General features: G+C 56.8%; 13 protein-coding genes. 4 read left to right on the top strand and 9 right to left on the bottom strand.

What is annotated here, in order from left to right; translation table 11 throughout:
- Positions 1 to 18: 18 nt before the first annotated feature.
- Positions 19 to 3,480, bottom strand: a complete 3,462-nt coding sequence (pyc, locus tag VQ830_RS09460; protein WP_337267846.1) for a pyruvate carboxylase — start codon at positions 3,478 to 3,480, stop codon at positions 19 to 21.
- Between the two features lie 105 nt (positions 3,481 to 3,585).
- Positions 3,586 to 4,323 carry a helix-turn-helix transcriptional regulator gene (locus VQ830_RS09465; RefSeq protein WP_337267847.1) on the bottom strand — a complete coding sequence of 246 codons (738 nt, stop codon included), beginning with the start codon at positions 4,321 to 4,323 and terminating at the stop codon, positions 3,586 to 3,588.
- A 293-nt stretch (positions 4,324 to 4,616) separates the two neighbouring features.
- On the opposite strand from VQ830_RS09465, the gene VQ830_RS09470 reads away from it, so the two are divergent.
- Positions 4,617 to 6,380 carry a glucan ABC transporter ATP-binding protein/ permease gene (locus VQ830_RS09470; protein WP_337267848.1) on the top strand — a complete coding sequence of 588 codons (1,764 nt, stop codon included), beginning with the start codon at positions 4,617 to 4,619 and terminating at the stop codon, positions 6,378 to 6,380.
- An 88-nt stretch (positions 6,381 to 6,468) separates the two neighbouring features.
- Here VQ830_RS09470 and VQ830_RS28985 read toward each other — a convergent pair whose 3' ends face one another.
- A complete protein-coding gene (locus VQ830_RS28985) occupies positions 6,469 to 6,990 on the bottom strand; it encodes a hypothetical protein (RefSeq protein ID WP_497812704.1) in 522 nt (173 codons plus the stop codon).
- Between the two features lie 235 nt (positions 6,991 to 7,225).
- On the opposite strand from VQ830_RS28985, the gene VQ830_RS09475 reads away from it, so the two are divergent.
- Positions 7,226 to 7,801, top strand: a complete 576-nt coding sequence (locus VQ830_RS09475) for a chorismate mutase (protein WP_337267849.1) — start codon at positions 7,226 to 7,228, stop codon at positions 7,799 to 7,801.
- An 81-nt stretch (positions 7,802 to 7,882) separates the two neighbouring features.
- Here VQ830_RS09475 and VQ830_RS09480 read toward each other — a convergent pair whose 3' ends face one another.
- The 5 genes from VQ830_RS09480 to galE form a co-directional block, all read right to left on the bottom strand.
- Positions 7,883 to 9,112, bottom strand: a complete 1,230-nt coding sequence (locus VQ830_RS09480; protein WP_337267850.1) for an OpgC family protein — start codon at positions 9,110 to 9,112, stop codon at positions 7,883 to 7,885.
- A gap of 101 nt (positions 9,113 to 9,213) precedes the next feature.
- Positions 9,214 to 17,736, bottom strand: a complete 8,523-nt coding sequence (locus VQ830_RS09485) for a glycoside hydrolase family 94 protein (protein WP_337267851.1) — start codon at positions 17,734 to 17,736, stop codon at positions 9,214 to 9,216.
- A 444-nt stretch (positions 17,737 to 18,180) separates the two neighbouring features.
- A complete protein-coding gene (locus tag VQ830_RS09490; protein ID WP_337267852.1) occupies positions 18,181 to 18,363 on the bottom strand; it encodes a hypothetical protein in 183 nt (60 codons plus the stop codon).
- A gap of 455 nt (positions 18,364 to 18,818) precedes the next feature.
- Positions 18,819 to 19,874 carry a dipeptidase gene (locus tag VQ830_RS09495; RefSeq protein ID WP_337267853.1) on the bottom strand — a complete coding sequence of 352 codons (1,056 nt, stop codon included), beginning with the start codon at positions 19,872 to 19,874 and terminating at the stop codon, positions 18,819 to 18,821.
- An 80-nt stretch (positions 19,875 to 19,954) separates the two neighbouring features.
- Positions 19,955 to 20,938 (bottom strand): UDP-glucose 4-epimerase GalE, encoded by a 984-nt coding sequence (galE, locus tag VQ830_RS09500; RefSeq protein ID WP_337267854.1) that lies wholly within the window; start codon positions 20,936 to 20,938, stop codon positions 19,955 to 19,957.
- Between the two features lie 253 nt (positions 20,939 to 21,191).
- Here galE and VQ830_RS09505 point away from each other — a divergent pair, with 253 nt between their 5' ends.
- A complete protein-coding gene (locus tag VQ830_RS09505) occupies positions 21,192 to 21,710 on the top strand; it encodes a DUF992 domain-containing protein (protein WP_337267855.1) in 519 nt (172 codons plus the stop codon).
- A gap of 186 nt (positions 21,711 to 21,896) precedes the next feature.
- Positions 21,897 to 22,796: a DUF1003 domain-containing protein gene (locus VQ830_RS09510; RefSeq protein WP_337267856.1), complete on the top strand. Its 900-nt coding sequence runs from the start codon at positions 21,897 to 21,899 to the stop codon at positions 22,794 to 22,796.
- Positions 22,797 to 22,821: 25 nt separating this feature from the next.
- Here VQ830_RS09510 and VQ830_RS09515 read toward each other — a convergent pair whose 3' ends face one another.
- The gene (locus VQ830_RS09515) at positions 22,822 to 24,444 is read right to left on the bottom strand and encodes an ABC-F family ATP-binding cassette domain-containing protein (RefSeq protein WP_337267857.1); all 1,623 of its coding nucleotides are present in this window, start codon (positions 24,442 to 24,444) and stop codon (positions 22,822 to 22,824) included.
- Positions 24,445 to 24,656 lie beyond the last annotated feature (212 nt).

The raw sequence follows: 24,656 nt of genomic DNA on the forward strand, positions 1-24,656 counted from the left end.
AAGCGCGGCCGCTAAAGATCAGCTGGCGAAAACGATCAGCAGGTCCTTTGCATCGATCTGATCGCCGGCCTTGACGGTGATCTCTTCGATTTTTCCGTCCTTTTCCGCGTGCAAAGCGGTTTCCATCTTCATGGCTTCGATCGATAGCAGAACGTCCCCTGCCTTGATGGTCTGGCCGGGGGATACGAAGACCCGCGAGATAACGCCGGGCATCGGTGCTCCCAAATGCGCCGCATTGCCTGTCTCGGCCTTGCGACGAACGGCATTGGCCGACGCACTGCGGCTGCGATCGGGCACCTTGATACGGCGTGGCTGACCGTTCAACTCGAAGAACACGGTCACCATGCCTTGAGCATCGGGCGCGCTGACAGCCTGATTGACGATGACGAGGGTTTTACCTTTTTCGATGTCGGCAAAGAGTTCTTCTCCGTCTGCCATGCCATAGAAATAGGCTGGCGTCGGAAGAACCGAGACCGGCCCGTAGGTGTCGAGGGTAAGGGCGAAGTCGGTGAACACCTTCGGATACATCAGATAGGACGCAAATTCGAAGTCACTGACCTCGCGTTCCAGTTTGGTTTCGATCGCCTTTCGCTCTGCATCGAGATCGGCAGGTGCCAGCAGCGAGCCGGGCACGTCGGTATAGGCGGCTTCACCCTTCAAGGCCTTCTTCTGCAAGTCCTTTGGCCATCCGCCTGGCGGCTGGCCAAGATCGCCCCTCAGCATCGAAACGACCGAATCCGGAAATGCGATATCCTTCTCTGGATTTTCGACATCGGCCACCGTCAAATCCTGACTGACCATCATCAACGCCATATCCCCGACAACCTTGGAGGAGGGGGTAACCTTGACGATGTCGCCGAACATCCTGTTGGCATCGGCATAGGCCTGGGCCACTTCGTGCCAGCGGCTTTCCAATCCAAGGGAGCGGGCCTGCTCCTTGAGGTTGGTGAACTGGCCACCCGGCATTTCGTGCAGATAGACTTCCGACGCGGGCCCCTTCAGATCGCTTTCGAAGGCTGCATATTGATGGCGAACCGCCTCCCAGTAGAAAGAAATCCGGCGGATCCATTCAGTGTCGAGACCAGGATCTCGTTCCGAACCCTTCAGAGCTTCGACGATCGAACCGAGGCAAGGCTGAGATGTGTTGCCGGAGAAGGCGTCCATGGCCGCATCGACAGCGTCGACGCCTGCATCAACGGCGGCAAGCACTGTCGCGCCGGCAATGCCTGACGTATCGTGGGTGTGGAAATGGATGGGAAGGCTTGTCGCCTCGCGCAGTGCCGTGAACAGAAGTTTTGCGGCAGCCGGCTTCAAGAGGCCCGCCATGTCCTTGAGCGCAATGATGTGCGCCCCTGCCTTTTCCAGGTCTCCCGCCAGCTTGGTGTAGTAATTGAGGTTGTATTTCGGTCTTGCGCTGTTGAGCAGATCGCCGGTGTAGCAGATGGTCGCCTCACACAGCTTGTTTTCTTCCTGCACCGCGTCCATTGCCACGCGCATGTTGTCGACCCAGTTGAGGCAATCGAACACGCGGAAAAGATCGATCCCGCCCTTGGCGGCCTGTCGCACGAAGTATTTGACGACGTTGTCGGGATAGTTGGTGTAGCCGACGCCGTTGGCGCCGCGCAGGAGCATCTGCAGAAGCAGGTTCGGCGCACCTTCGCGCACCAGTGCAAGACGCTCCCAAGGATCTTCCGTTAGAAAGCGCATCGACACGTCGAATGTCGCACCGCCCCAGCATTCCAACGAGAAGAGATCGGGCAGCGCGCGTGCATAAACGCCGGCAATGCGTGCAATATCGAAGGTGCGCATACGCGTCGCGAGCAGTGACTGATGGCCGTCCCGCATTGTCGTGTCGGTCATTAGGACGCGCTGTTCGTTTCGCATCCACTGCGCAAAGCCCTTCGGTCCAAGCTGGTCCAGTTTCTGCTTGGTGCCATCTGGAATAGCGCCTTCAATGTAGGGCACGAAGGGCTTCGGCGCCTTTTCCGACGGCTTCGGGCGCCCTTTTGCTTCGGGGTGACCGTTTACCGTGACATCGGCAAGATAGGTCAAAAGCTTGGTTGCTCGATCTTGTCGCTTGACCTGCTGGAACAACTCCGGCGTCGAGTCGATGAAGCGCGTCGTGTAGGAGTTGTCGCGGAAGCTTGGATGACCGATGATCGCTTCGAGGAAGGTCAAGTTGGTGGCAACGCCGCGGATGCGGAATTCGCGCAGCGCGCGGTCCATTCGGCTGATCGCTTCCTGAGGCGTGCCGCCCGATGCAGTTACCTTGACCAGCAACGGATCGTAGTAGCGCGTGATGACCGCACCCGAATAGGCGGTGCCGCCATCAAGGCGGATGCCAAAACCTGCTGCCGAACGATAGGCCGTAATGCGCCCGTAATCGGGAATGAAGTTCTGTTCGGGATCTTCCGTCGTGATGCGGCACTGAAGGGCATGTCCATTCAGCCTGATATCACTCTGCTGGGGAACGCCCGATTCAGGCGTGCCGATCGCCGCGCCTTCCAAGATATGGATCTGCGCCTTGACGATATCGATGCCGGTGACGACTTCGGTGACCGTATGCTCGACTTGAATACGCGGATTGACTTCGATGAAGTAAAATTTTCCGGTATCGGCATCCATCAGGTATTCGACGGTACCGGCGCCGATGTAGTTCGTCGCCTTGGCGATCTTGAGCGAATAATTGGCCAATTCCTGGCGCTGTGCTTCATTGAGATAGGGAGCCGGCGCGCGCTCGACGACCTTTTGATTACGGCGCTGGATCGAGCAGTCGCGTTCGAACAGATGAACGACATTGCCGTGGGTGTCGCCCAGGATCTGGCTTTCGACGTGTCGCGCGCGTTCGACCAGCTTCTCCAGATAAACTTCATCCTTGCCGAACGCGGCCTTGGCCTCGCGCTTGGCTTCCGTGACTTCCTTGATCAGGTTCTTGGGATCGCGAATTGCGCGCATGCCGCGGCCACCGCCGCCCCAAGAGGCCTTGAGCATCACCGGATAGCCGATCTCTGCTGCAAGACGCTCGATTTCAGCTTCGTCGTCCGGAAGAGGATCGGTCGCGGGAACGACCGGAACGCCAACGGAGACGGCGAGATTACGTGCCGCGACTTTGTTGCCAAGTTGACGCATCGTATCCGGCGTCGGACCGATGAAGATGATGCCGGCTTCGTTGCAGGCTTCGACGAATTCCGGACTTTCGGACAGCAAGCCATAGCCGGGATGGATTGCGTCTGCGCCGGAAAGCTTCGCAACGCGAATGATTTCCGGAATTGAGAGATAGCTTTCGATCGGCCCCAGATCGCGCTCGAGGTGCGGCCCACGTCCCACCTGATAGCTTTCATCCGCCTTGAAGCGGTGGAGGGATAGTTTGTCTTCTTCAGCCCAAACCGCAACCGTTTTAATACCGAGTTCATTGGCGGCGCGGAAAACGCGAATAGCGATTTCAGAACGATTGGCGACAAGTATTTTTGAGATGGGCAAAGAATTTTCCTCCGGAGCGCGCGCATGCTGCATCTGCGAAGAAAGTATTACCGCGACATTTTTAAAAGTTCAATTTCTCACACGAGCCCTCGTGAAGGGATAGGCTCAAAGAAGCCCGTGTCGAAAGGCAAGGGCAACGGCGTGCTGACGATTGCGCGCGTTGAGCTTGCCTTGCAAGCCCGTCATATACCAATCGACCGTATGCGTGGAGATATGCAGACGTTCGGCAATCTCTATGGAGGTCATGCCTTCCGCCAGATAATTGAGAATTTCTGCCTGCCGTGGCGTGAGCCAAGCTTCGGAGATTTCCCTTGGATGCTTTGGAGGTTCTGCATTGTTGAGCTCGGTGATCGTCCAGAACGCCGCTTTTGCCGCCGCATCGAATAACGAGATCTCAAGCTGCGTCAGATCGATAGGTTTACCAGCGATGGTGAACCTGCCGATAATTCCATGGCTTCCATGGATCGGGAAGACATAGCCATCCTCCAACCCATACCGGGCCGCTTCCTTTATCAGTTTGTTCACGCGCGAGTAGCGGACGCCATCGTTCAGCTTGCTGAGCACGCCGCGCCATCGAAACGGCCTGTCGACAGTGGGAAGATGTCGCATCAGCGGATCGTTTTTCGCGTAGTTTTTCTCAGCATATTGCTGAAGCCACGCGGCCGGCCATTTCTGAGCGAGCACAGCGCTATCTGCACTTTGGCGATTACCATATTGCTGGACAAGACGATAATAATCGAAGCCGTAGACAGCAAGAGTACGTTCAATCTCTTCGACCGCCTGATTGAGGTTGTTTGCCTCTCCCAAGCTGCTCAGCAGCTGAATAAGAGATTGAACCTTCACCCTTTGCTCCTGCGGGATACGCCTGTCATTCTGATTTCCCTCCCAAGCTATAGTGACTCTATGTTTGTCAATCTCCCGAATAATAATCAATGCTTTGCGGATCAACCCGTCGGTTCGCCACAGCCTATTGCGCAGCAATCAGCCTCGCATCACGAAAACGTGCATGCGGGTGCGTTCTTTTTCGAACATTTTGCCGGATTCTTGTTGACGGACCAATCGTTAATCACAGGTTCAGCTATACTCGCCTAGCATGCGATGCATCATCCCCCGCTGACACCACGAAAGGTCATGCCGTGTCGCTATTTAAGGTCTATGCAAGAGCTCTGCGCTATCTCGGCGCCCAACGGCTCCGCGTATCCTTGGTCGTTATCGCGAATATTGTGCTTGCGGGAATAACCATCGCTGAGCCCGTCCTTTTTGGTCGTATCATCGATGCGATCTCCGGCAAGGGCGAAGTCAAGCCAATTCTCATGATGTGGGCCGGACTTGCGGTCTTCAATACGGTGGCCTTCGTGCTGGTCGCACGTGAGGCGGATCGACTTGCGCACGGTCGAAGGGCGACGCTCCTGACCGAAGCGTTCGGCCGTATCATTTCCATGCCGCTGTCATGGCATCAGCAGCGCGGCACGTCCAACGCGCTTCATACCCTTCTGCGCGCCTGCGAGACGCTGTTCGGCCTCTGGCTGGAGTTCATGCGCAACCACCTGTCGACAGCGATCGCCATTCTGTTGCTCATCCCAACGGCGATGTCGATGGATATGCGTCTATCGGGCGTTCTGATCGTCCTCGGCATCGCATATTGGTTGATTGGCCGCGTTGTCATGAGCAGGACCAAGGAAGGTCAGGCCTCTGTCGAGAAGCACTATCACACCGTCTTTTCGCATGTGAGCGACTCGATCAGCAACGTCTCCGTCCTGCACAGCTACAATCGCATCGAGGCTGAAACCAAGGCGCTCAAGTCTTATGCCGATCGCCTTCTCGATGCGCAGTACCCTGTGCTCGACTGGTGGGCCTTTGCCGGTGCGCTGAACCGCATGGCCTCTACTTTGGCAATGATGATCATTCTGGTGATCGGTACCTTGATGGTTCAAGCCGGCACGCTCAAGATCGGCGACGTGATTGCCTTTATCGGCTTCGCCAACTTGCTCATCGCTCGTCTGGACCAGATGCGCCAGTTTGCAACGCAGATCTTTGAGGCTCGCTCTAAGCTCGAGGACTTCTATGTCCTGGAAGATTCCGTCAAGGATCGCGAAGAGCCCGCCGGTACGACCGACATTTCGGATGTCGAAGGTAATGTGGAATTCCGCGATGTGTCGTTCCGCTTTGGAAACACTGAGCAGGGTCTGCACGACATCTCCTTCAAGGTTGAGGCTGGTCAGACTGTTGCGATCGTCGGTCCTACCGGATCAGGCAAAACGACGCTGATCAATCTTCTGCAGCGTGTCTATGATCCGCACAGCGGCCAGATCCTGGTTGATGGTCACGACACGACGAAGATTAGCCGCCGCTCGCTGCGCAAGTATATTGCAACGGTCTTCCAGGATGCCGGCTTGCTCAACCGATCGATCAGCGAAAACATTCGCCTTGGTCGCGAGGGGGCCAGTGACGATGAAATGCGTCAAGCTGCGCAAGCAGCAGCTGCCGCTGACTTCATCGAGAGCCGTGAGGAATCCTACGACACACATGTGGGCGAGCGCGGCAACCGTCTGTCCGGTGGCGAACGCCAGCGTATCGCGATTGCCCGTGCAATCCTTAAGGATGCGCCGATCCTTGTTCTCGATGAAGCGACCAGTGCGCTCGACGTCGAAACGGAAAATCGTGTGAAGGCTGCCATCGACAATCTTCGCAAGGATCGTACGACCTTTATTATCGCACACCGTCTGTCCACGGTACGCGAAGCGGACAAGGTGCTGTTCCTGGATGGCGGTCGCATTGTCGAGCAGGGCAGCTTCGATGAATTGAGCCAAAGCAATGGCCGATTTGCCGCCTTGCTCCGAGCAAGCGGCATCCTCACCGACGAAGAGGTGCGCCGGGCTCGCGCAACGGAAGCAGCGTAAGGCGACAAGATGAAAATAAGAAAGGCCGGATGAAAATCCGGCTTTTTTCGTTAGATCACATCGTCATTATGGATAAGCTAGCGCCTGCTCAAGCCATCCGCGAACGCAGCGGCAGCGATCTGTTTGTCGCGTCCTGAAACCGGTTCTTTCGTTGAAGGTCCCGCTCGTATCGATTTCTTAGTTCCCGAGCATAGTCATAGACGTGCCGAGGCGTCCAGATTCCTGCAAACCAATACATGTTCGTGATGTTTGAGACTGCAGCATGTACATCCAGGCCAGTACCGGCATCCAACAGACACTTAACTACCCACGCACAATTTTGCCGTGTTGCTGCGTAGCCCGGGTTTCGAGCAAGCATATGTTTCCAAAGACGGCGCATTGCTGCTTCGTCAAGGCCGGCAATTGAAACTGTGCCCGTCGGCTGCCCTTCTTCAGAAAGGTCCCTCTCAAGGCTACTAGGCACGCCTGGTTCTGAGAGGCCTCCGTCTCCCGCAGGCCACCAGCTCACATACGTGTCCAATCCTTGCCCTTGACCGACGCCTATCCTCACGGAAGCGTGCCCGACATGCGTTCGGTATGATTTATATGACCAGAAGTAAACGGTGATCATGCGGTCCTCCGTTCGATAACATCGCCTAAAGGGTAGCGAAAACGCGCCCGAATTCGATAGCACAGATGTACTATTGGTCAGGTTTCTTGGTGCTAAGGGCTATCGGGGCAGATCAAACGGCGATCTATGCCATCTTTCATCAGATCTTTGCATTGATGCAGTTGATTGCATAGGGTGGCCACGTTTTGCGAAAGCGCATTTTATCGGTGCCAGAAATTATTTCAGAGAGCAGATTATGAGACGTTTCGATATGAGGAAAAAAGCGACAAGCTTGAGATGGCTGGTTTTCGCGGTTGCCGGTTTGCTGCCCAATATCGTGCAAGCGGCATCAACTTCGGACTGGAACACCCTTCTTGAGCGTATGGCAGAGCGCAACGCTATCGGCGATGAAGTCGCCCTTAGCAAGTGGGATACCGGAAAGCCTGTTCTTGATCCTGCGCGTGAGGCTGCGGTTCTTGAGGCAGTGAAGGGCAAGGCCGCAACACACGGGTTAGATCCCGATGATGCGGCGAAAATCTTTGCAGGCCTCATCGAAAGCAACAAGCTCGTTCAATACGAACTCTTGAGTGAATGGCGGGTGAGGGGAGTGGCGCCCAATGGAAAGCGGCCTGAGTTGGCTGCGTTGCGGGTACACCTGGATCAGCTGGAGGGTGAGCTTCTTCAGGCCTTTTCGCAGACAGCTGCTCTCCGCGCGCGTAAGGATTGCCCGGTCTCGCTTGCTCATGCCGTCGGCGATTTTGCGCAAAGCCACAGCCTCGATGCGATTCATAAAATGGCATTGGTGCGTAGCGTCGGCGATCTGTGCAAATAAGCCAACCGATAAAGAAAATGGCGGCCTCCGAAAAAGCCGCCATCCTCTTTTCTGCCGTCATGTTAGTGAGGCGGGACTGAACTATCGATCCCGCAGCTTTCCGGTCGGGGACATGCGAACGCTTACCGGCATATCCTTAAGACCGCGCGCGATAACAGGCTTTTTGATCTGCCCATCGAGCCTTTTGCGCTCTAGGTGGTAAGCGTAGCTGAACTGGGCGGCGAGGCCCGCAATCACAAAGAGCGGTCCAATGATTTGGTCGCCGTTGTTGATGTAAAGGACGACCTGACCGATCATTGCAAGAATGGTTCCTGCAACGAAGATGTTCAGGGAATGCCGGCCGAGGATGGTCAGCGGATTGTCTGCCGGTCTGCGCGCCAAGTTCGAGAGCGCCGGAACATTGATCACAAGGTAAGCCAGCGAAAGCACGTGAAGCAGGCGCGGCAATGACAGGAAGGTCTTGTCGAAGCCGGTGATGACCGGTGGCAGGCCGAGCGAAGCCAAGACCTCCCCAAAGCTCCAGAGATGACCGACGACCCATACGAAGGACACTAAGACATAGGCAGCCGAAGCCATCAGCAAGAGAGGATGCTTCGGCAGTTTACCGCCAGCCCGAACATGCATCATGCCAACGATGCCGATGGTGAAGAGAAACTGCCAGGACAAAGGATTGAGGAACCAATAGCCCTCGATCAGCATGTTTTTCGGCGCAATCTCGTAGATGCCGGATAAAAGCCATACGATACCGGACACTGACAGTGCCAACAGCGGATTGATGCGGTTCAGGAACAGGATGATCGGGACCATCAGCATCAAGGCACCGTACATCGGCAGAATATTGTTGTAGCCGATCTGGTGGCCAAGCAGGACCAGCGCAGGCAGGCCCTCCTTCAAGTTCGTCAGGATTGCGAGAATGTTGATCTCACACAAAAGACCTGGCCGGTGGAAGAGCCAGGCGCCAGCAATGAAAAGCGCCAGCGTCATGAAGGTCGTGATCATATGGGCGAGATAAAGCGTGAATGCGCGCTTGATGGCCTTTACTGCAGCTTCCAGCCGCTTTCCTGCGCCAAAGCGAGAACCGTAGGCGAGGCCAACTGCAATTCCCGATATCAGCACGAATGCTTCGGCTGCATCCGAAAATCCAAAATTCTTCGTCGTCAGATATTCGAAAATCTGACCGGGAACGTGATTGATGAAGATGGTGATGAGAGCAAGGCCGCGAAGAACGTCGAGGCGAGTATCGCGCGTGCTTGTACGAGTTGAACCTGGCGGGCGCGCCGTATCGAACGCTGGTTTCGCAGGTGCCGGCATAACCGAATCTCCTTAACTTCGCCCTGAAAACGCGGCTGCGGCCGAAAGGTTGCCCTTCCGGCCGCAGCGATAGGCTTGGACTTGAGCTTCGAGGGCTGCTGCTATCCGAGCGGGAATCCCTGTTGGGAATCAGTCATTTCGCTGCCGTTGACCATAACGGTATAACCGCTTGGTTGGGACGATTTTGAGACGGAAATGCGGTATTTCACGCCATTGTGTTCAATCTCTGCGCTATAGCCGCCCCAGGCTGATGCCAGTGAGGGGCTAACGAAAAGATGGCCGTTCTTGATGCGGATGCCGAGGATACCCTCGACAGCTGCGCGGTAGAGCCAGCCGGCAGAGCCCGTGTACCAGGTCCAGCCGCCGCGTCCCGTCAGATCGCCTGCACCATAGATATCGGCTGCCACGACGTAGGGCTCGACACGGTAGTGTTCTGCCGCGTCACGATCCACCGCATGGCTGATGGGGTTTAGAAGTTCGAAACATTCGAGCGCTTCATCACCTCGGCCAAGTTCGGCTAGCGCGAGAACGACCCAGGTCGCAGCGTGGGTGTATTGACCACCGTTTTCGCGAACGCCGGGAGGATAGCTCTTGATATAGCCTGGATCCTTGGGCGACTTTTCAAACGGTGGTGTGAAGAGCCGAATGATCCGCGCTTCCCGGTCGACGAGGTGTTCGAGAACCGAATCCATCGCCTGACGGGCGTGTGCCGGTTCGCCTTCGCCGGACAGAACGCTCCATGACTGGGCAATGGAGTCGATCCTGCACTCAGCGCTGTCGTGCGAACCGAGGAGCGTGCCATCGTCGAATGTGCCGCGGCGATAGTAGGACCCGTCCCATGCAGCGCTTTCCAGTGCCGCCTTGAGCTGGTCGATATGCTTGAGCCAGCGCTCGACACGCTCGCTATCGCCGCGCTCGCGGGCGATCTCGGCAAAGGCCCGCAATGTCCCGGCCAGGAACCAACCCAGCCATACGCTGGTGCCCTTGCCTGCAATCCCGACGCGGTTCATGCCGTCGTTCCAGTCCCCGCCGAGGAACAGCGGCAAGCCGTTCGAGCCCGTGCGTTTGATCGCAAGATCAAGCGCGAGAGCCGCATGCTCGTAAACGCTGGCCGTTTCGGCAGAAATCTCCGGACGATAGAAGGCGTCGTGCTGCGTTTCCGTGAGGGCAGGGCCAACCAGGAAGGGCAGTTGCTCGTCCAGGACGGTCTTGTCACCCGTGACCGAGACATAGTGATGGATGGCATAGCCCAGCCAAACGACGTCGTCGGAGATGGTCGTGCGCACGCCGGCGCCCGAACCCGGCAACCACCAATGCTGCACATCACCTTCCTTGAACTGACGCGAGGCGGCATTCAATATCTGCCGGCGAGCGAGTGACGGCTCGTGCAAGACGAACGCAAGCGTGTCCTGCAACTGGTCGCGGAAACCATAGGCGCCGCTTGCCTGATAGAAGGCGGTGCGTGCCATGATTCTGCAGCCTAGGCTTTGATAAGGAAGCCAGGTGTTGATCAGGTTGTTCATCGCCTGATCCGGCGTTTCAATCTGAAGCTTGCCGGTAAAGGCCGCCCAGAAATCACGGTTTGCCTGGACAACATCGTCAAACGCTGTCTCGCGCGCTGCCCGCACGAGGCCAACCGCCTCTTCAGGTGAGGTCGTGTCGCCCATGAAGAAGGTCAACTGCCGTTCGGCGCCCGGCGCAAGTTCGATGTCGATGGCAAGAACCGCAGCTGGATCACCATCCGGCTCTATCGAATTCGATAGCGTAAAGGCTGGTGCGATGGCTTGCGGGGCCTTGATCGTGCCGTTTCGACCGATGAATTCGCGTCGGCTCGCCGAGAAGGCCGATGCTTTCTCGCTGGCGCCGAAGAAGGACACACGCTTCGAATAATCGATGCTGTACCTGTTCGTTGCCAAGAGGGTCCCGGTTCCCTCGTCATAAGACGAGAGAATGAACGGGGCGCTTTTCTGTCTGTTGTTGCCGAGAACCCATTCCGCATACGCGAATATCCGTAGTTTTCGCGGCGCTGGTCCGCCGTTGCGAAGCGTCAGCCTTTGGAACTTCAAAGGCCGCTCGCGATCGACGGTCTGGACCACCTCCATCGCGACATCGTCTTGCTCACTTGCAAAGACCGAATAACCAAGCCCATGGCGCGCTTCGAAGGTAAGATCGCTTCGATCGGACAAAGCTGCATAGGGTGTCAAAGTAACACCGCTCTGAAGATCGGTCACATAGAGCGCTTCGCTCGGCCGATTCATCACGGCGTCATTCGTCCACGACGTCAGCTGGAAGTCACGTGAATTGGCGCTCCAGGTGAAACCTGATCCTTCCGCGGCCACATGGAAGCCAAAGCTTTCGTTGGAGATGACGTTAATCCACGGCTGAGGTGTAGAATGGCCGCCCGGAAGTCGCACGACATATTCCAGACCATCCTTTGAGAAGCCGCCGATCCCATTCCAGAAGGTGAGATCGCCACGATCTTCGATAAGGACCGGCTCCACAGGAAGGGTTGCTGGCGGTAGGACGCGCTTCACAGGGGCTGTCTTGGCCCGCTGCTCCACCTTTTCCATTTCGGCCAGTTCTTCCTTGGATGGCTTGAAGAGCGCCACAGCGCGATTGATCTGGTCGACAACCTTGCCATTCTTGGCGTGCAGCGTCACGCGGGACACGGCCAGAACGGCTTGATAGGTCTCTTCTTCCATAAGGTCCTTGCGGGCCGCGAAGATATGTTGGCGACCGTCGCTCTGGCCGATGCGCCGCGCATTTTCGCACATCTGCTCAACTGCGTGCTGCATATCCTGTGCGTAGGAGGCAGCGCGCTCGTTCATGATCACGACATCAATCGTCACGCCGCGCGACAGGAGATATTCCTGAACCAGAAGGGCTTCTCGGACGATATCGAGGTCGAGATCGTCATTGATGCGCAGAACGAAGATCGGGAAGTCGCCAGAGATTGCGAGCGGCCACAGGGAGGACTGGGACTGCATTCCCGATTGCACGATGGCCGTGTCGGCACGCAACTGCATGTCTGGATAGACCATGTAACGGGCGAGATGCTGGAAGGCCGCCGCCTGCTGCGACGTCACGCCGACATGGCGCATCTGCACCTGGGTGCGCGTCCATGCCTGTACCAGTTCCTGGTTGAAGGCATCCAGATGACGGTATCGCTCGAGCGCCTGATCGATTTCCTGGCGGCTCGGGGCAGCAATCGTCCAGAAGATCACGCTGACTTTTTTACCCGCCGGAACACGCACGGTTCTGCGCAGCGACATGACGGGATCAAGTGTAAAGCCATCCGAGCCGGACAGTTTCTGGCCTGGGTCGAACGCTGCCGCCGTTGCAAGGCTGCGGCCGCGACCCAGGAATTTCCGGCGGTCGGTTTCTGCTTCCGTCTCGCGCTGGGGACCGGCGCTATCGACGATCAAATGCGCGATGCTGATATTCGGCTCATTCGGATCGCGCTTGTTGCGCTCGACGTGAATGACGTCCCCCTTCTTGCCGATCTCGGTCTTGACGAACATCCTCGCAAAAGCCGGATGGGCATTGTCGACATCATCGCTGGCCGCAACGGGTTCAAGGTAGGAGGTGACTTCGATGAAGCGATCCTCTGTACCCATGTTGAGCAGCGTCAGACGGCGTGCTTCAGCATCATGTTCGGTCGCGATAATGCATTCCACCTCGCTGGTGAGGTCGCCGACTACCTTAGTAAACTCGGCTTTTTCATCCGCGAACTGAACCTTGGCGCGTTCACCTTCCGCCTGCTTGGGCTCAACGGTTGTCGACCACCACTCATTGGTCGTCACGTCGCGTAGGAAGATGAAGCTTCCCCAGCGATCTTCCGTCGGATCGGCCTTCCAACGCGAAACGGACAGACCGTTCCACCGCGAATAGCCCGTGCCGGTAGCGGAAATCATTGTCGAATAGTGGCCGTTGGAGAGCAGAACCAATTCCCGTTCCTGCGAGGCAGGATCGCTGATTTTGCGAAGCTCCGGCCGCAGGAGGTCGTCCTGGATACTGGCGGGGCTGTCCGATTCGTGTTTGCCACTCATCACCGGAATATCACGCGGTGCCTTTTCCTGGAGGAGAAGTTCGGCGGCTTCGACCACAGGATCGGCGTGGAAGAGTTCACGCAGATAGCCGTTGAAGGCGACGTTGGCGACGGCTGCAATCGACATGCCATGGTGGTGGGCATAGTAGTTGTAAACAACCGCGCATTGCGCACCTTCCGGCACGCGTGTCGGCGTAAAGTCGACGGCATCGTGATAGCCGTATTTGCCAAGTGCGCCCATGGTGCGCAGGCGTTTGAGGTTTTCCGTCGCAGCCGTCGGATTGTACTGGCTTGCGAGCAGGGACGCGTAAGGCGCGATGACCGCGTTGTGGCCAAGGCCACGCTTAAGGCCGAGGGTCGGAACCCCGAAGTTCGTGTACTGGTAGTTCAGATTATGGTCGCGGGCGTTGAAGGCAGCTTCCGAAATGCCCCAAGGCGTACCCAGTTTGCGACCGTAGTTGATCTGCTCGAGAATGACGAGATTGTTCGTCTGGTTGAGGATACCTCCGCCGCGCTCCTGCATGACGAGGGGCGGCATCAAGTATTCGAACATCGAGCCGGACCAAGATACCAGCGCGCCGCGCGAACCGACCGGCACCACTTGGCGGCCGAGGCGATACCAATGCTCGGTCGGCAGATCGCCCTTGGCGATAGCGAAGAGGCTGGTCAAACGGCACTCTGAGGCCAGCAAGTCATAGCATGCAAGATCGAGCTCGCCGCTTTCGGCACGATAGCCGATCGACAGAAGGCGACGCTCAGGCCTGTAGAGGAAGCTGAAGTCCATCGAGAAAGCAAGATCGCGGGCCTTGTCGCGAAGGGCGATAAGGCGTGGGCGCAAACTGTCGATGTTCAGGAGGTCGAAGGTGCTGTCGGCGATGTGCGCTTCGCAAACCTGGACCAGCGACTGTGCCCATTCCGTGACTTCCTTGCTCTGGGCCGATCTTAGCTCATGGTGAAGATTGGAGGCGAGCTTTTCAATGTCGCGCGCCAGAACCGCTAGGTTGATGACGCGGATCGAAGCAAACTCGTGCTCCCTCTTTACCGAAGCAAGGGCATTGAGGAAGCCGATGATGCGTTCTTCCAAACGACGCCGCAGCGGGCGCACCGTTTTGCGATCGTCAGGCAGATCGCGCAGAACTTCTTCAAGGATGCCGGCAGTATCGCCGACGCCATCGAGGTTGCCCTGGAGATGCGCAGATGGCGCTTCAGCCCAGATACGGCAAGCTGAAGAGACGGCAATCAGATGACCGGCAAGGTTTCCGCTATCGACGGCGGAAACATAGCGGGGTCCGAGCGTCTGAAGCGAATCCGTGTGATACCAGTTGAACAGATGGCCGCGGAATTTCTCCATCTTGTCGACGGTCGCGATAGTCTGTTCCAGACGGGTAATGGTCTCTTCGAATGAGAGCCAGCCGAACTGCCGTCCGGAGATAACGGAGAGCAAGTAGACGCCGATATTCGTCGGCGACGTACGTGTCGCAACGATGACGGTCGGCTTTTCCTGCACGTTGTCGGGCGGCAGGTAGTTCTGCTCCGGCGTAGTGAAGGTTTCGAAATAGCGCCATGTGCGACGGGCGATACGACGAAGCTCGGTCGCCACGTTTTCCGCGACTTCGAGGCGATCTTCGGTTTCGGCGGACTGGCTGACGTTATAAGCGATCATCGGCGACAGGATCCAGAGGATCACAAAGGGCAGTCCGACGAGATATGTGTTGCCGCCTGACAAGGCCGCGAAGGCGAGGGCAAGAAGGGCAACCACCGGTGCGTGCCACATCGCTCTGTAATAAGACAGGATCGTGCCCTGTTTGCCGGCCTGTACGCTTGCCGCCGTACGCCATTGCAGAAGCAGTTTGCGGCTGACGAACAGGCGATACAGGGACCTGGCGATCGCATCAGCCATCATGCCAGCGGAATCGGCAATGAAGATGATGCGAAGCGCAACCTGCGCATTGGCAGCGCGTACATCAGACCAGAGGGTGTAGAGATGCGCTCTTGCGACGATGTCGCTCGTGGCGGGAACGATGCTCTTGATCAGCGAGAGAGTCGGGGCGACAAACAGGCAGAAGATGAGAACGATCTGCCAGATCAGAGCGCTCAGCGGCGACATCAAAGCCCAGCCCAACACAGAAGCGAAGAACCACGCGATCGGCGTCAGAGAACGACGAAGATTGTCGAACATCTTCCAGCGACCCAGCGCCGTGACACCGTATTTGTTGTTGAACATATAAGGCAGGAGCTGCCAGTCGCCGCGCGCCCAGCGATGCTGACGCGAGGTTTCGACCTCATAGCGGATCGGGAAATCTTCGACCAGTTCGACGTCCGTCACCAGGGCGCAGCGCGCAAAAGAGCCTTCGAGAAGGTCGTGGCTAAGCACGGAGTTTTCATCGACCCTCCCCTTCAGCGATGCCTCGAATGCATCGACGTGATAAAGGCCCTTACCCGTGAATGTGCCTTCGCCGGCAATGTCCTGATAGACGTCGGAGACCGTGAACACATAAGGGTCAAGGCCGCGATTGATGGAGAAGACGCGCTGGAATACGGAAGCATCCTTGCCTGTCGTCAGGGACGGCGTCACCCGCGGCTGAAGCAATCCATATCCGGTTTCGACGCGGCCCGACTTCGGGTTGATGACCGGGCGGTTGATGGGATGGTAAAGCTTGCCGACGAGCTTGGTGACCGCATCGCGCATCAAGCGCGTATCTGAGTCCAGCGTCATGACATATTGAACATTCTTCGGAACGATATTCGCTCCCGGCAGATAGGTCGTGTCCTTATCGCCGCGTAGGAGAAGATTGAGCTCGTGCAACTTGCCGCGCTTACGCTCCCAACCCATCCAGACGCCTTCAGAAGGGTTGTAAAGGCGGCGGCGGTGCAGGAGATAGAAACGGTTTGCGCCGTCATGGCCGTATCGCGTGCACAGATTGGCAATTTCGCGGCGCGCATAATCCAGGATTTCCAGATCAGCAGGGCTTTCTTCGATCTTGCTATCAGGCCAATCGCTCAGCAAGGCGTAGTACACTTCGCCGTGCGGATTGGCGAGATAGTGGACTTCCAGATTGCGGACCAGTTCATCGACATTGTCGCGGTTCGAAATCAGGCAGGGAACGGCAACCAAGGTTCTCGCATCTTCGGGAACGCCCTCCTTGAACTCATATCCAACGAGCCGCGTCGGCGTCATGAAGAAGGAAAGCACTGTGTTGAACAGGCCGGTAGCTCCCTCGGAAGCCGGAAGTGCAAACATCAAGAGAAGAACGATGATCGCACCGACGCTGAGGCCGCTGGCGGCCAAGAACGAACCAACGATGAAAAGCGCAAGGATCGTCAACAGGAGAACAGGAACTGCAATCGCGATCCAGTTGAGGCGTCGGACCGCGCGCACGAAGCTCTGGAGCGGGCCCGGCTGGAAACGTGCTCGTGCTTCCAGCTCCGGGCGGCGCGCACCCGTGAGGAAACTGCCAACGTTCGGCTCATGGATCTGTGGCTGTTCAGACCGCTTGGCCTCCTCCGTCATATCCAGGGCAAGTTGCGCGATTTCAAGTTCGCTCATCGGCGAGCGCTTGGCGAGCTTTTCGATCTGTTTGCGGTAGGCATTGCGCGAGCCGGGATCGAGAATATCGTAGTCGGAATGCTCCCAAAGCAACTGGTCGACATGGCTGACCTGCTCGACCCAGACAGACCATTCGGTGTCGTCAATCTCGCGCAGGCTGCGGATGATGTTACCCATCGTGACATTGCCCGAAGACAGCCGGCTATGCTCGGCGGTCGTGGCTTCTTCGGTATCGCGTCCCAGCCGAGCCAGATGCTCATCGAGCCAGGTGATGGCGAGGCTGGAGGCCTGAGAACCATCTCGCATGCGATAGAGAAACTGGGTGGAGAAGGTGTTGTCTTCGACCAGATGTTCCAAGGTCTTGAGGAACGCGGCTGCCTTTTCCGGGTCGGTCAGCCGGACAAGTTCGTCCGCTGCCTCATTTGCCCGACGGCGCATACGGCGGCTTGCCTCGACACGGCTTGAAATACGGCGCAGATTTTCAACGAGAACATACCGCACAAGCGATGGGACGGCCCACAACTCGCCGATCTTGAGCGTTTCCTTTTCCTGGAAACCCTCCACCATGGCCGTCAGGCTCTCCTGAGATATGGTGCTATGGGTGTGCGCAACATAGAGCCATGCGAGGACCAGCGTCCGAGGCACCTCGGCGCCAGCGACGTTCATTGTAGGCAGCTCGCGGAAGAAACGGCGCGGAAAGTCGCGCCGCACTTCTTGGATCGCTTCCTCGACGATGTAGTGATTATCGAGAAGCCATTCGGCGGCCGGTGTGATCGTCTCCCCCGCCTCGACATCGGCTGCGGTGGTTCTATAGACCCGCAGGATTTCTCGTTCGTTTTCCTTGTGACGTGCAAAGAAATCGAAAGGTGAGAACGCGGGAAGCGCACCGAAGCTTCGATCCGCGACAGCCCGTCCTGTAGCGCGTAAGTCATCCGCCGACAGATAGGTGGACCGTATCGAGTCGTTGTGATCGATCTGCTTTGCTTCGGGAGTGTGGGATCTAGTCGAAGACGAAGTGGAAATGGACATGGGTCGTGTCTTGATCCATATAAAGTTGAGGTAAGTCAGACTGCCTTTTGCACTGAAAAAGATGACTGTCGCATGAACGAGAAGACATCTTATGCTGCAAACCGGTAGTCTGTCATGAACGGGTTAAGGCATTTAAACTACACATCATGCATCATTCGCGATGGCCTGCGTGGCCGTTGATCAACCCCTCACAAACTTGGAGGGGGAGGCCATAATTCAAGAGCCTCGGCACCAAACACCGCTTGTCGGGATACTTAAGAATTGACGCAACAAAAAAGGCGCGTGGAAAAACCAGCGCCTTTTGCAAACTCATTGGCCGGTTGAAGCCGCTCTCCTGGCATCATCGAGCCTATCTGTGGTGCCGAATATCCGCCACCTGACCTAAACCGAATAACGTTGGCTGGCCCGGCGACAAGGTTGGGGGGTTTTGTCCGGCGCTAGATTTCAGCCAATGATACCAAGTACCATTGCAGCGACAAAAGAAAAGGCCGCCGTCAGAATCACAGCGTGAACTGCCAGCATGGCCTTATGTTTCGCTGATACCGGATGTTTAGCCGATGTTCGCTTCTTGCCCGCCAAGGCCCGGTAGTGGTCTGCATGAGCATGCGAGATACCCAGGTCTGCCATGAGCTTCCTCCGTTGAAGCAGCCAATCTTGCGACTTTACGTTCTTATGTTCTTTATGTTCCGACCTTCTCTACAAAGAAGGTAGAGATCGTTTTGCGCGAAACGCGGGAAGATTGAAAAATCTCACCACAAGATCTTCTTAAGTTCGCCTTAATTGTTAACAGATCGTCCGCCAGGCCCATAGCTTATGGCTGTCCGCCGCCGATTGCTTTGTGGACAACGACGCCAGAAACGTAGCGATCTTCCTGTTGCGTCTAACAGATTGTTTACGAACGGACTTTTTCGCCAAAACGGTCTTTTTCGGCGGCTCGAGATAGCCCAAGGTCATGCCACCCAAGAAGAACATGCACCACCTCCACATCACGAAACCTAACATTCGTTAACCAGATCATGACAGAAACATGGCAAGTGTCAATAGTCTAGTCAGGTAGTCGTGTTTGAAGTGGCCAAGCAGCGTTATGGCGCCTCTTTCCACGCCGCCGCAAGAATGCGCAGCCAGTTTTCAAGGCCCATCTTCTTGAGGTCCTCATCCCGATAACCGGCCTTTCGGAGAGCTTCGATCAGCTTTTGATTGCCAGCGGCGTCACCGATCTCGTCAGGAATGGTTGCGCCGTCGAAGTCCGAGCCAAGGGCGACGCAGTCGATACCGATCCTGTCAACGAGGTAATCGATGTGGCGGACCATATCGGACAATGGCGTATTTCCATCCGAGCGCGCGTCGTCTCGCAGCATCGCCGTCGCGTAGTTGAGGCCGACGAGCCCGTTTCGCTCCTTGATCGCATCAAGCTGCCGGTCCGTCAGATTACGCGCGACCGGTGTCAACGCGTGCACGTTCGAGTGGCTGGCCACAAGAGGCTGATCACTGACGCGCGCAACATCCCAAAAACCTTTCTCGGTGATATGAGCAAGATCAATCACGATGCCGAGGCGATTGCACTGCCTCACGAGCTCAAAACCGGCTTCGGTCAGGCCAGGGCCGGTATCCGGTGAACGTGGATACGCAAAGGGAACACCATGCCCGAAGACATTGTGCCGGCTCCATACTGGCCCGAGCGAGCGCAATCCCGCCGAATAAAAAAGATCGAGCGCGGCAAGATCGCGCGCGATCGGCTCGCATCCTTCAAGGTGCAGCACGGCGGCGAAAACACCATCCTCGATCGAGCGCCTGATGTCGTTGACGGACGTGCAGAGCCTCCAGGCCCCGGCCCGATCCAGCCGGACTGCAATCGAGGCCATTTCGCTCGCAACTTTCAGGGATGGCAATTGCTGAAGCGGAGCGGCCATGGGCGTATCGTAGTGTCCATGTGCATCGGGATCGGCAAAGACCAAGTCGCCGGAGGGTATGTAGATTGCGCAAAGGCCGCCCGCCACGCCACCTGTCTTTGCTCTTGGTGCATCCAAATGGCCTTTGGTGGTTCCGTCGCGAAATTCTGCGACGGGATCTTGCGCCTCCTTCTCATGTTGCCAAAGGCGAAGAAGGACATCGTTATGGCCATCGAATACGAGTTGCATTTAAGTTCCCGTCCGCTGTGCGGATAAAGGTCGGAGAGAACGGCGAGCACCTTCTCGGGCCGCTCGCCGTAAGGCGACGGTCAGTGCTGGTTGCTTTTCGAATGCCAGCTCCAGGCCGACCGAATAATGTCGCTCAAGTCATATTTCGGCACCCAGCCCAGAACGTCGCGCGCTTTATCGTTGTTGGCGACCAAGGTGTGCGAATCGCCCTCACGCCGACCTGTATATTCAACCGGGAATGGCCGGCCGGACTCCTGTTCGATTGCCGAGAGCAATTCCTTGACAGTGGTTCCGGTTCCTGTGCCGAGATTGAGGGCGACGGATTCCCCACCATTGAGAAGGTACTCGACAGCCCGCACATGTGCATCGGCAAGGTCAAGCACATGGATGTAATCGCGCACGCATGTCCCGTCGCGCGTCTCATAGTCGTCGCCAAACACCTTAAAGCCCTGCCGCCTACCGAGGGCGGCATCGATCGCAAGCGGGATCGCATGTGTTTCCGGCTGGTGCCATTCACCGATCCGGCCTTCGAAGTCTGCGCCCGCCGCATTGAAGTAACGCAGCATGACCGATCGGAAATTACGGTACTGGGCATAGTCGGCGAGCGCCTGTTCGACGATGTATTTTGTACGGCCGTAGGGATTGATCGGCGCTTGGCCATGCGTCTCATCAAGGGGAACGGTCTGCGGCAACCCATAGGTCGCGCAGGTCGAAGAAAAAACGAAAGCATCAATGCCGGCAGCTTGAGCAGCGGCCAGCAAGGTCAATGTGCCCACGACGTTGTTGTCGTAGAATGAGATCGGATCCTTGACGGACTCGCCGACCTCGATCAGGGCCGCGAAATGCAGGATTGCCGAGGGCTTGTGCTTGGCAAGAACTTCGTCAAGGCGCGCCCGATCGCGAATATCGCCTTCTTCAGCCGGGCCCCACTTCACGAATTCTCTATGACCGTTGGAAAAGTTGTCATAGACGACCGGCTTGAAGCCCTTGTTGGCCAAATCGAGGCACGTGTGGGATCCGATATAGCCTGCGCCACCGACAACAAGTACCGTTTCTCCAGCCATAAAGCACCTTTTTCGTTGTTTCGATGCCGCAAGACTTAGCCGAGCATCGCGCCGATAAAAAGGGAAAATATCCGGCTTTGGAGCGCGCTAATCGCTTTGTGCGCGCAAAGGGGGATGGCGCTCGCAAAGCTCCGCATTATATCTCCCCGCGGCGCGAGGCAGTTTTTCGGGATCGCTTCCGCTCTTTAGGCGTTAGAATGAGCCGGCTGTACCATGCATGATACCGGCCAAGACGATACAAGGAGATTATTAGATGACAAAGGCTGTTGCCCTGGCACTTTCTGTTGCGGCTCTTTTGGCCGCTGGAACTTCTGCGGTATCTGCTGCGGATATGATCGGTCAAAGCTATGAGTCCGACGACCGCGATGGCGTTAAGATCGGCTATCTTTCCTGCGATGTCGGCGGCGGTGTTGGCTACGTTCTTGGATCCGCTAAAGAACTCGATTGCGTCTTCAATCCAATTCGACGCGGTATTGCTTCTGATCACTACACCGGCGTGATCCGCAAGATGGGCGTTGATCTTGGCTTTACCACCCGCGGAAAGCTTGCCTGGGCGGTTTTTGCGCCGACGGCCGGTTATCATCGCGGTTCGCTGAGCGGTCTTTATCAGGGCATCACGGCTGAAGCGACGCTTGCAGCTGGCGTCGGCGCCAATGTTCTTGTCGGCGGTACTGCCGGCTCCATTCAGCTTCAGACGATTAGCGTCACCGGTCAGCTTGGTCTCAATGTCGCGGCAACGGGGACGTCCGTTACCCTTAACCCCGCGAACTAAGCCTTCCCAAAAGTCCCGGGCGGCACTATGCCGCCCCGGGGCTTTAATGTGGCCTTAGCATAACTTTCATCGTTTCGCGTCATAGATCGGATAAGAGCACTGCCACCCGTGCCTTATTTCAGGCAAAGTCCGTGTTGAGCGGTGACGCAAGGAAGCGGTGAATATCGGTATGTTGAAGGTGGCATAATGGAAAAGATTGTCGATTTTGACGCGGGTGAAGGCGAGCCCGCTATCGTTGAATTAGAAGATTACAGCAAAAGCATTGCCCGTGCCAAAGCGAAGTCGGTCAAGCTTGTCGATGCCATTACAGGACAGCCGCTGAAAAAGAAGGATGCTCTGCGCTTTGACGATTTGCGGCCGTCGATCGCCGAGTTTGTGCGTCTTCGCCATCCCGATATCCGCTCGGACGATTATGTCAGCCGTAAAGTGGTTGACGATTATCGGGGGCAGTTCGTGTCCGATCTCTTGCGCGACGAGCGTGGTGAGCTTTCCAATCTTGAGAACGAAGTTGTCGAGAGCCTCCAGTCGCATGACGTTCTCGCCGAAAATATCGAAGAAGACTACGAAGATCACCGTTCAATCGGCGATCGCGTTGCCGATGCTGTAGCGGCCTTTGGCGGCAGCTGGACGTTTATCCTCTCTTTCCTCCTGTTTCTGGTCGTGTGGATGGGCGCCAATGTTCTTATCGGCGATACGAAAGCCTTCGACCCCTATCCGTTCATCCTGCTCAATCTGATCTTATCAACCATTGCGGCGTTTCAGGCTCCAATCATTATGATGAGCCAGAGGCGCACCGAAGCGAAAGACAGGTTGCGCGCGCTGAACGACTACAAGGTCAATCTTAAAGCCGAGCTTGAAATCCGCCACCTGCATGAAAAGGTCGATCACCTGCTCAATCGGCAATGGGAGCGCTTGACGGAAATCCAGCAGATTCAGATCGAGATGATGCTTGAGCAGGCGAAAGCCGCAAAGCGAGCGCTCAAGGTAACGGCAAAGGCAACACGGCCGAAACCGAAGAAAACGCCGCGAGCGGCCATTGCCGATAAGGCGCCACCACCAGTCGAAGACAATGGTGGCGAGAGCTGAACAAGCCTATCGCAATGCCGAAGCACTAACTGTGCAGGCCGGGTGCTTCCTGGCCTGTTCTTTCGACATATTCGGTGTAGCCGCCGCCATATTGATGGACACCGTCGCTGGTTAGCTCCAGCACACGGTTCGAAAGTGCGGCGAGGAAATGCCGGTCGTGCGAGACGAACAACATGGTGCCTTCATAATCGGACAGTGCCTTGATCAGCATTTCCTTGGTATCCAGATCGAGGTGGTTTGTCGGCTCGTCCAGCACCAGAAAATTTGGCGGATCGAATAGCATGGCCGCCATCACGAGGCGCGCTTTTTCGCCGCCTGACAGAACCCGGCATCGCTTTTCGACATCGTCACCGGAAAAGCCGAAGCAACCGCACAGCGCGCGCAACGGAGCCTGCCCTGCCTTTGGAAACTGTTCTTCCAGCCACTCCAAAATCGTGCTGTCTCCGTCGAGAAGATCCATCGCATGCTGTGCGAAATAACCGAGCTTCACGCTGGCGCCAACTGCAACGCTGCCTTTGTCCGGCTCGGAGGAGCCGGCGACGAGCTTTAGCAATGTTGATTTGCCCGCTCCGTTTACGCCCATGATGCACCACCGCTCTCGGCGGCGGACCATGAAGTCCAGTCCGTCATAGATCGTCTTGCTGCCATAGGCTTTATGCACGCCCTTGAGGCTCACCACGTCTTCTCCCGAGCGAGGTGCTGGCGCAAAATCGAAGGCAACGACCTGGCGACGACGCGGCGGTTCGACGCGGTCGATCTTTTCTAGTTTCTTCACACGGCTTTGCACCTGCGAAGCATGGGAAGCACGCGCTTTGAACCGCTCGATGAATTTGATTTCCTTGGCGAGCATCGCCTGCTGGCGTTCGAACTGGGCCTGCTGCTGCTTTTCGTTCAATGCGCGCTGGCCTTCGTAGAAGGCATAATCCCCGGAATAGGTGGTCAGCGCACCGCTGTCGATCTCGATAATCTTTGTGACGATGCGGTTCATGAATTCGCGGTCATGCGAGGTCATCAGCAATGCACCATCATAAGTCTTGAGGAAGCCCTCAAGCCAGATCAGGCTTTCGATATCGAGGTGGTTGCTCGGCTCGTCGAGCAGCATCACGTCGGGACGCATCAGAAGAATTCGGGCCAGCGCAACGCGCATCTTCCATCCTCCTGAGAGCTTGCCGACATCGCCATCCATCATTTCCTGGCTAAAGCTCAAGCCATCCAGCACCTCGCGTGCCCGGCCTTCAAGCGCATAACCATCGAGTTCCTCATAGCGCGCCTGCACTTCGCCATAGCGTTCAATGATCGCATCCATTTCGTCCATGCGATCGGGATCGGACATTGCCGCTTCCAGATCGCGAAGCTCGGCTGCCACTTCGCTGACAGGACCTGCCCCATCCATAACCTCGGCAACCACGGAGCGCCCGGACATTTCGCCGACATCCTGGTCGAAGTAACCGATGGTGACGCCCTTCTCGACGGAGACTTGTCCCTCATCGGGACTTTCTTCACCCGTGATCATGCGGAACAGGGTTGTCTTTCCAGCGCCGTTCGGCCCGACCAACCCTATCTTTTCGCCGCGGTTGAGGGCTGCGGATGCCTCGATATAGAGAATGCGGTGGCTGTTGGATTTGCTGATATTTTCAATGCGGATCATGGACGAAACCTCGTGTTGGCGCCCCTGTGGCACAAGCCGATGTCGCTGTCACGCCGCTCGCCCATCCATTTCTGCGCGTCACCATAAATGAGCCGACCACTGTATCTCGAACTTCTTTTATAGGATTGACATCTCGTGCAATTTTTATTTTGGTAAGATGTCAGACCAATTATAAGGTACTCACTTGCCGCAATCTCGTCACCAAACTGCAG

The sequence above is a fragment of the Oryzifoliimicrobium ureilyticum genome (assembly GCF_037199735.1).
In the GTDB taxonomy this organism is placed as follows: Bacteria; Pseudomonadota; Alphaproteobacteria; order Rhizobiales; family Rhizobiaceae; genus Rhizobium; species Rhizobium ureilyticus.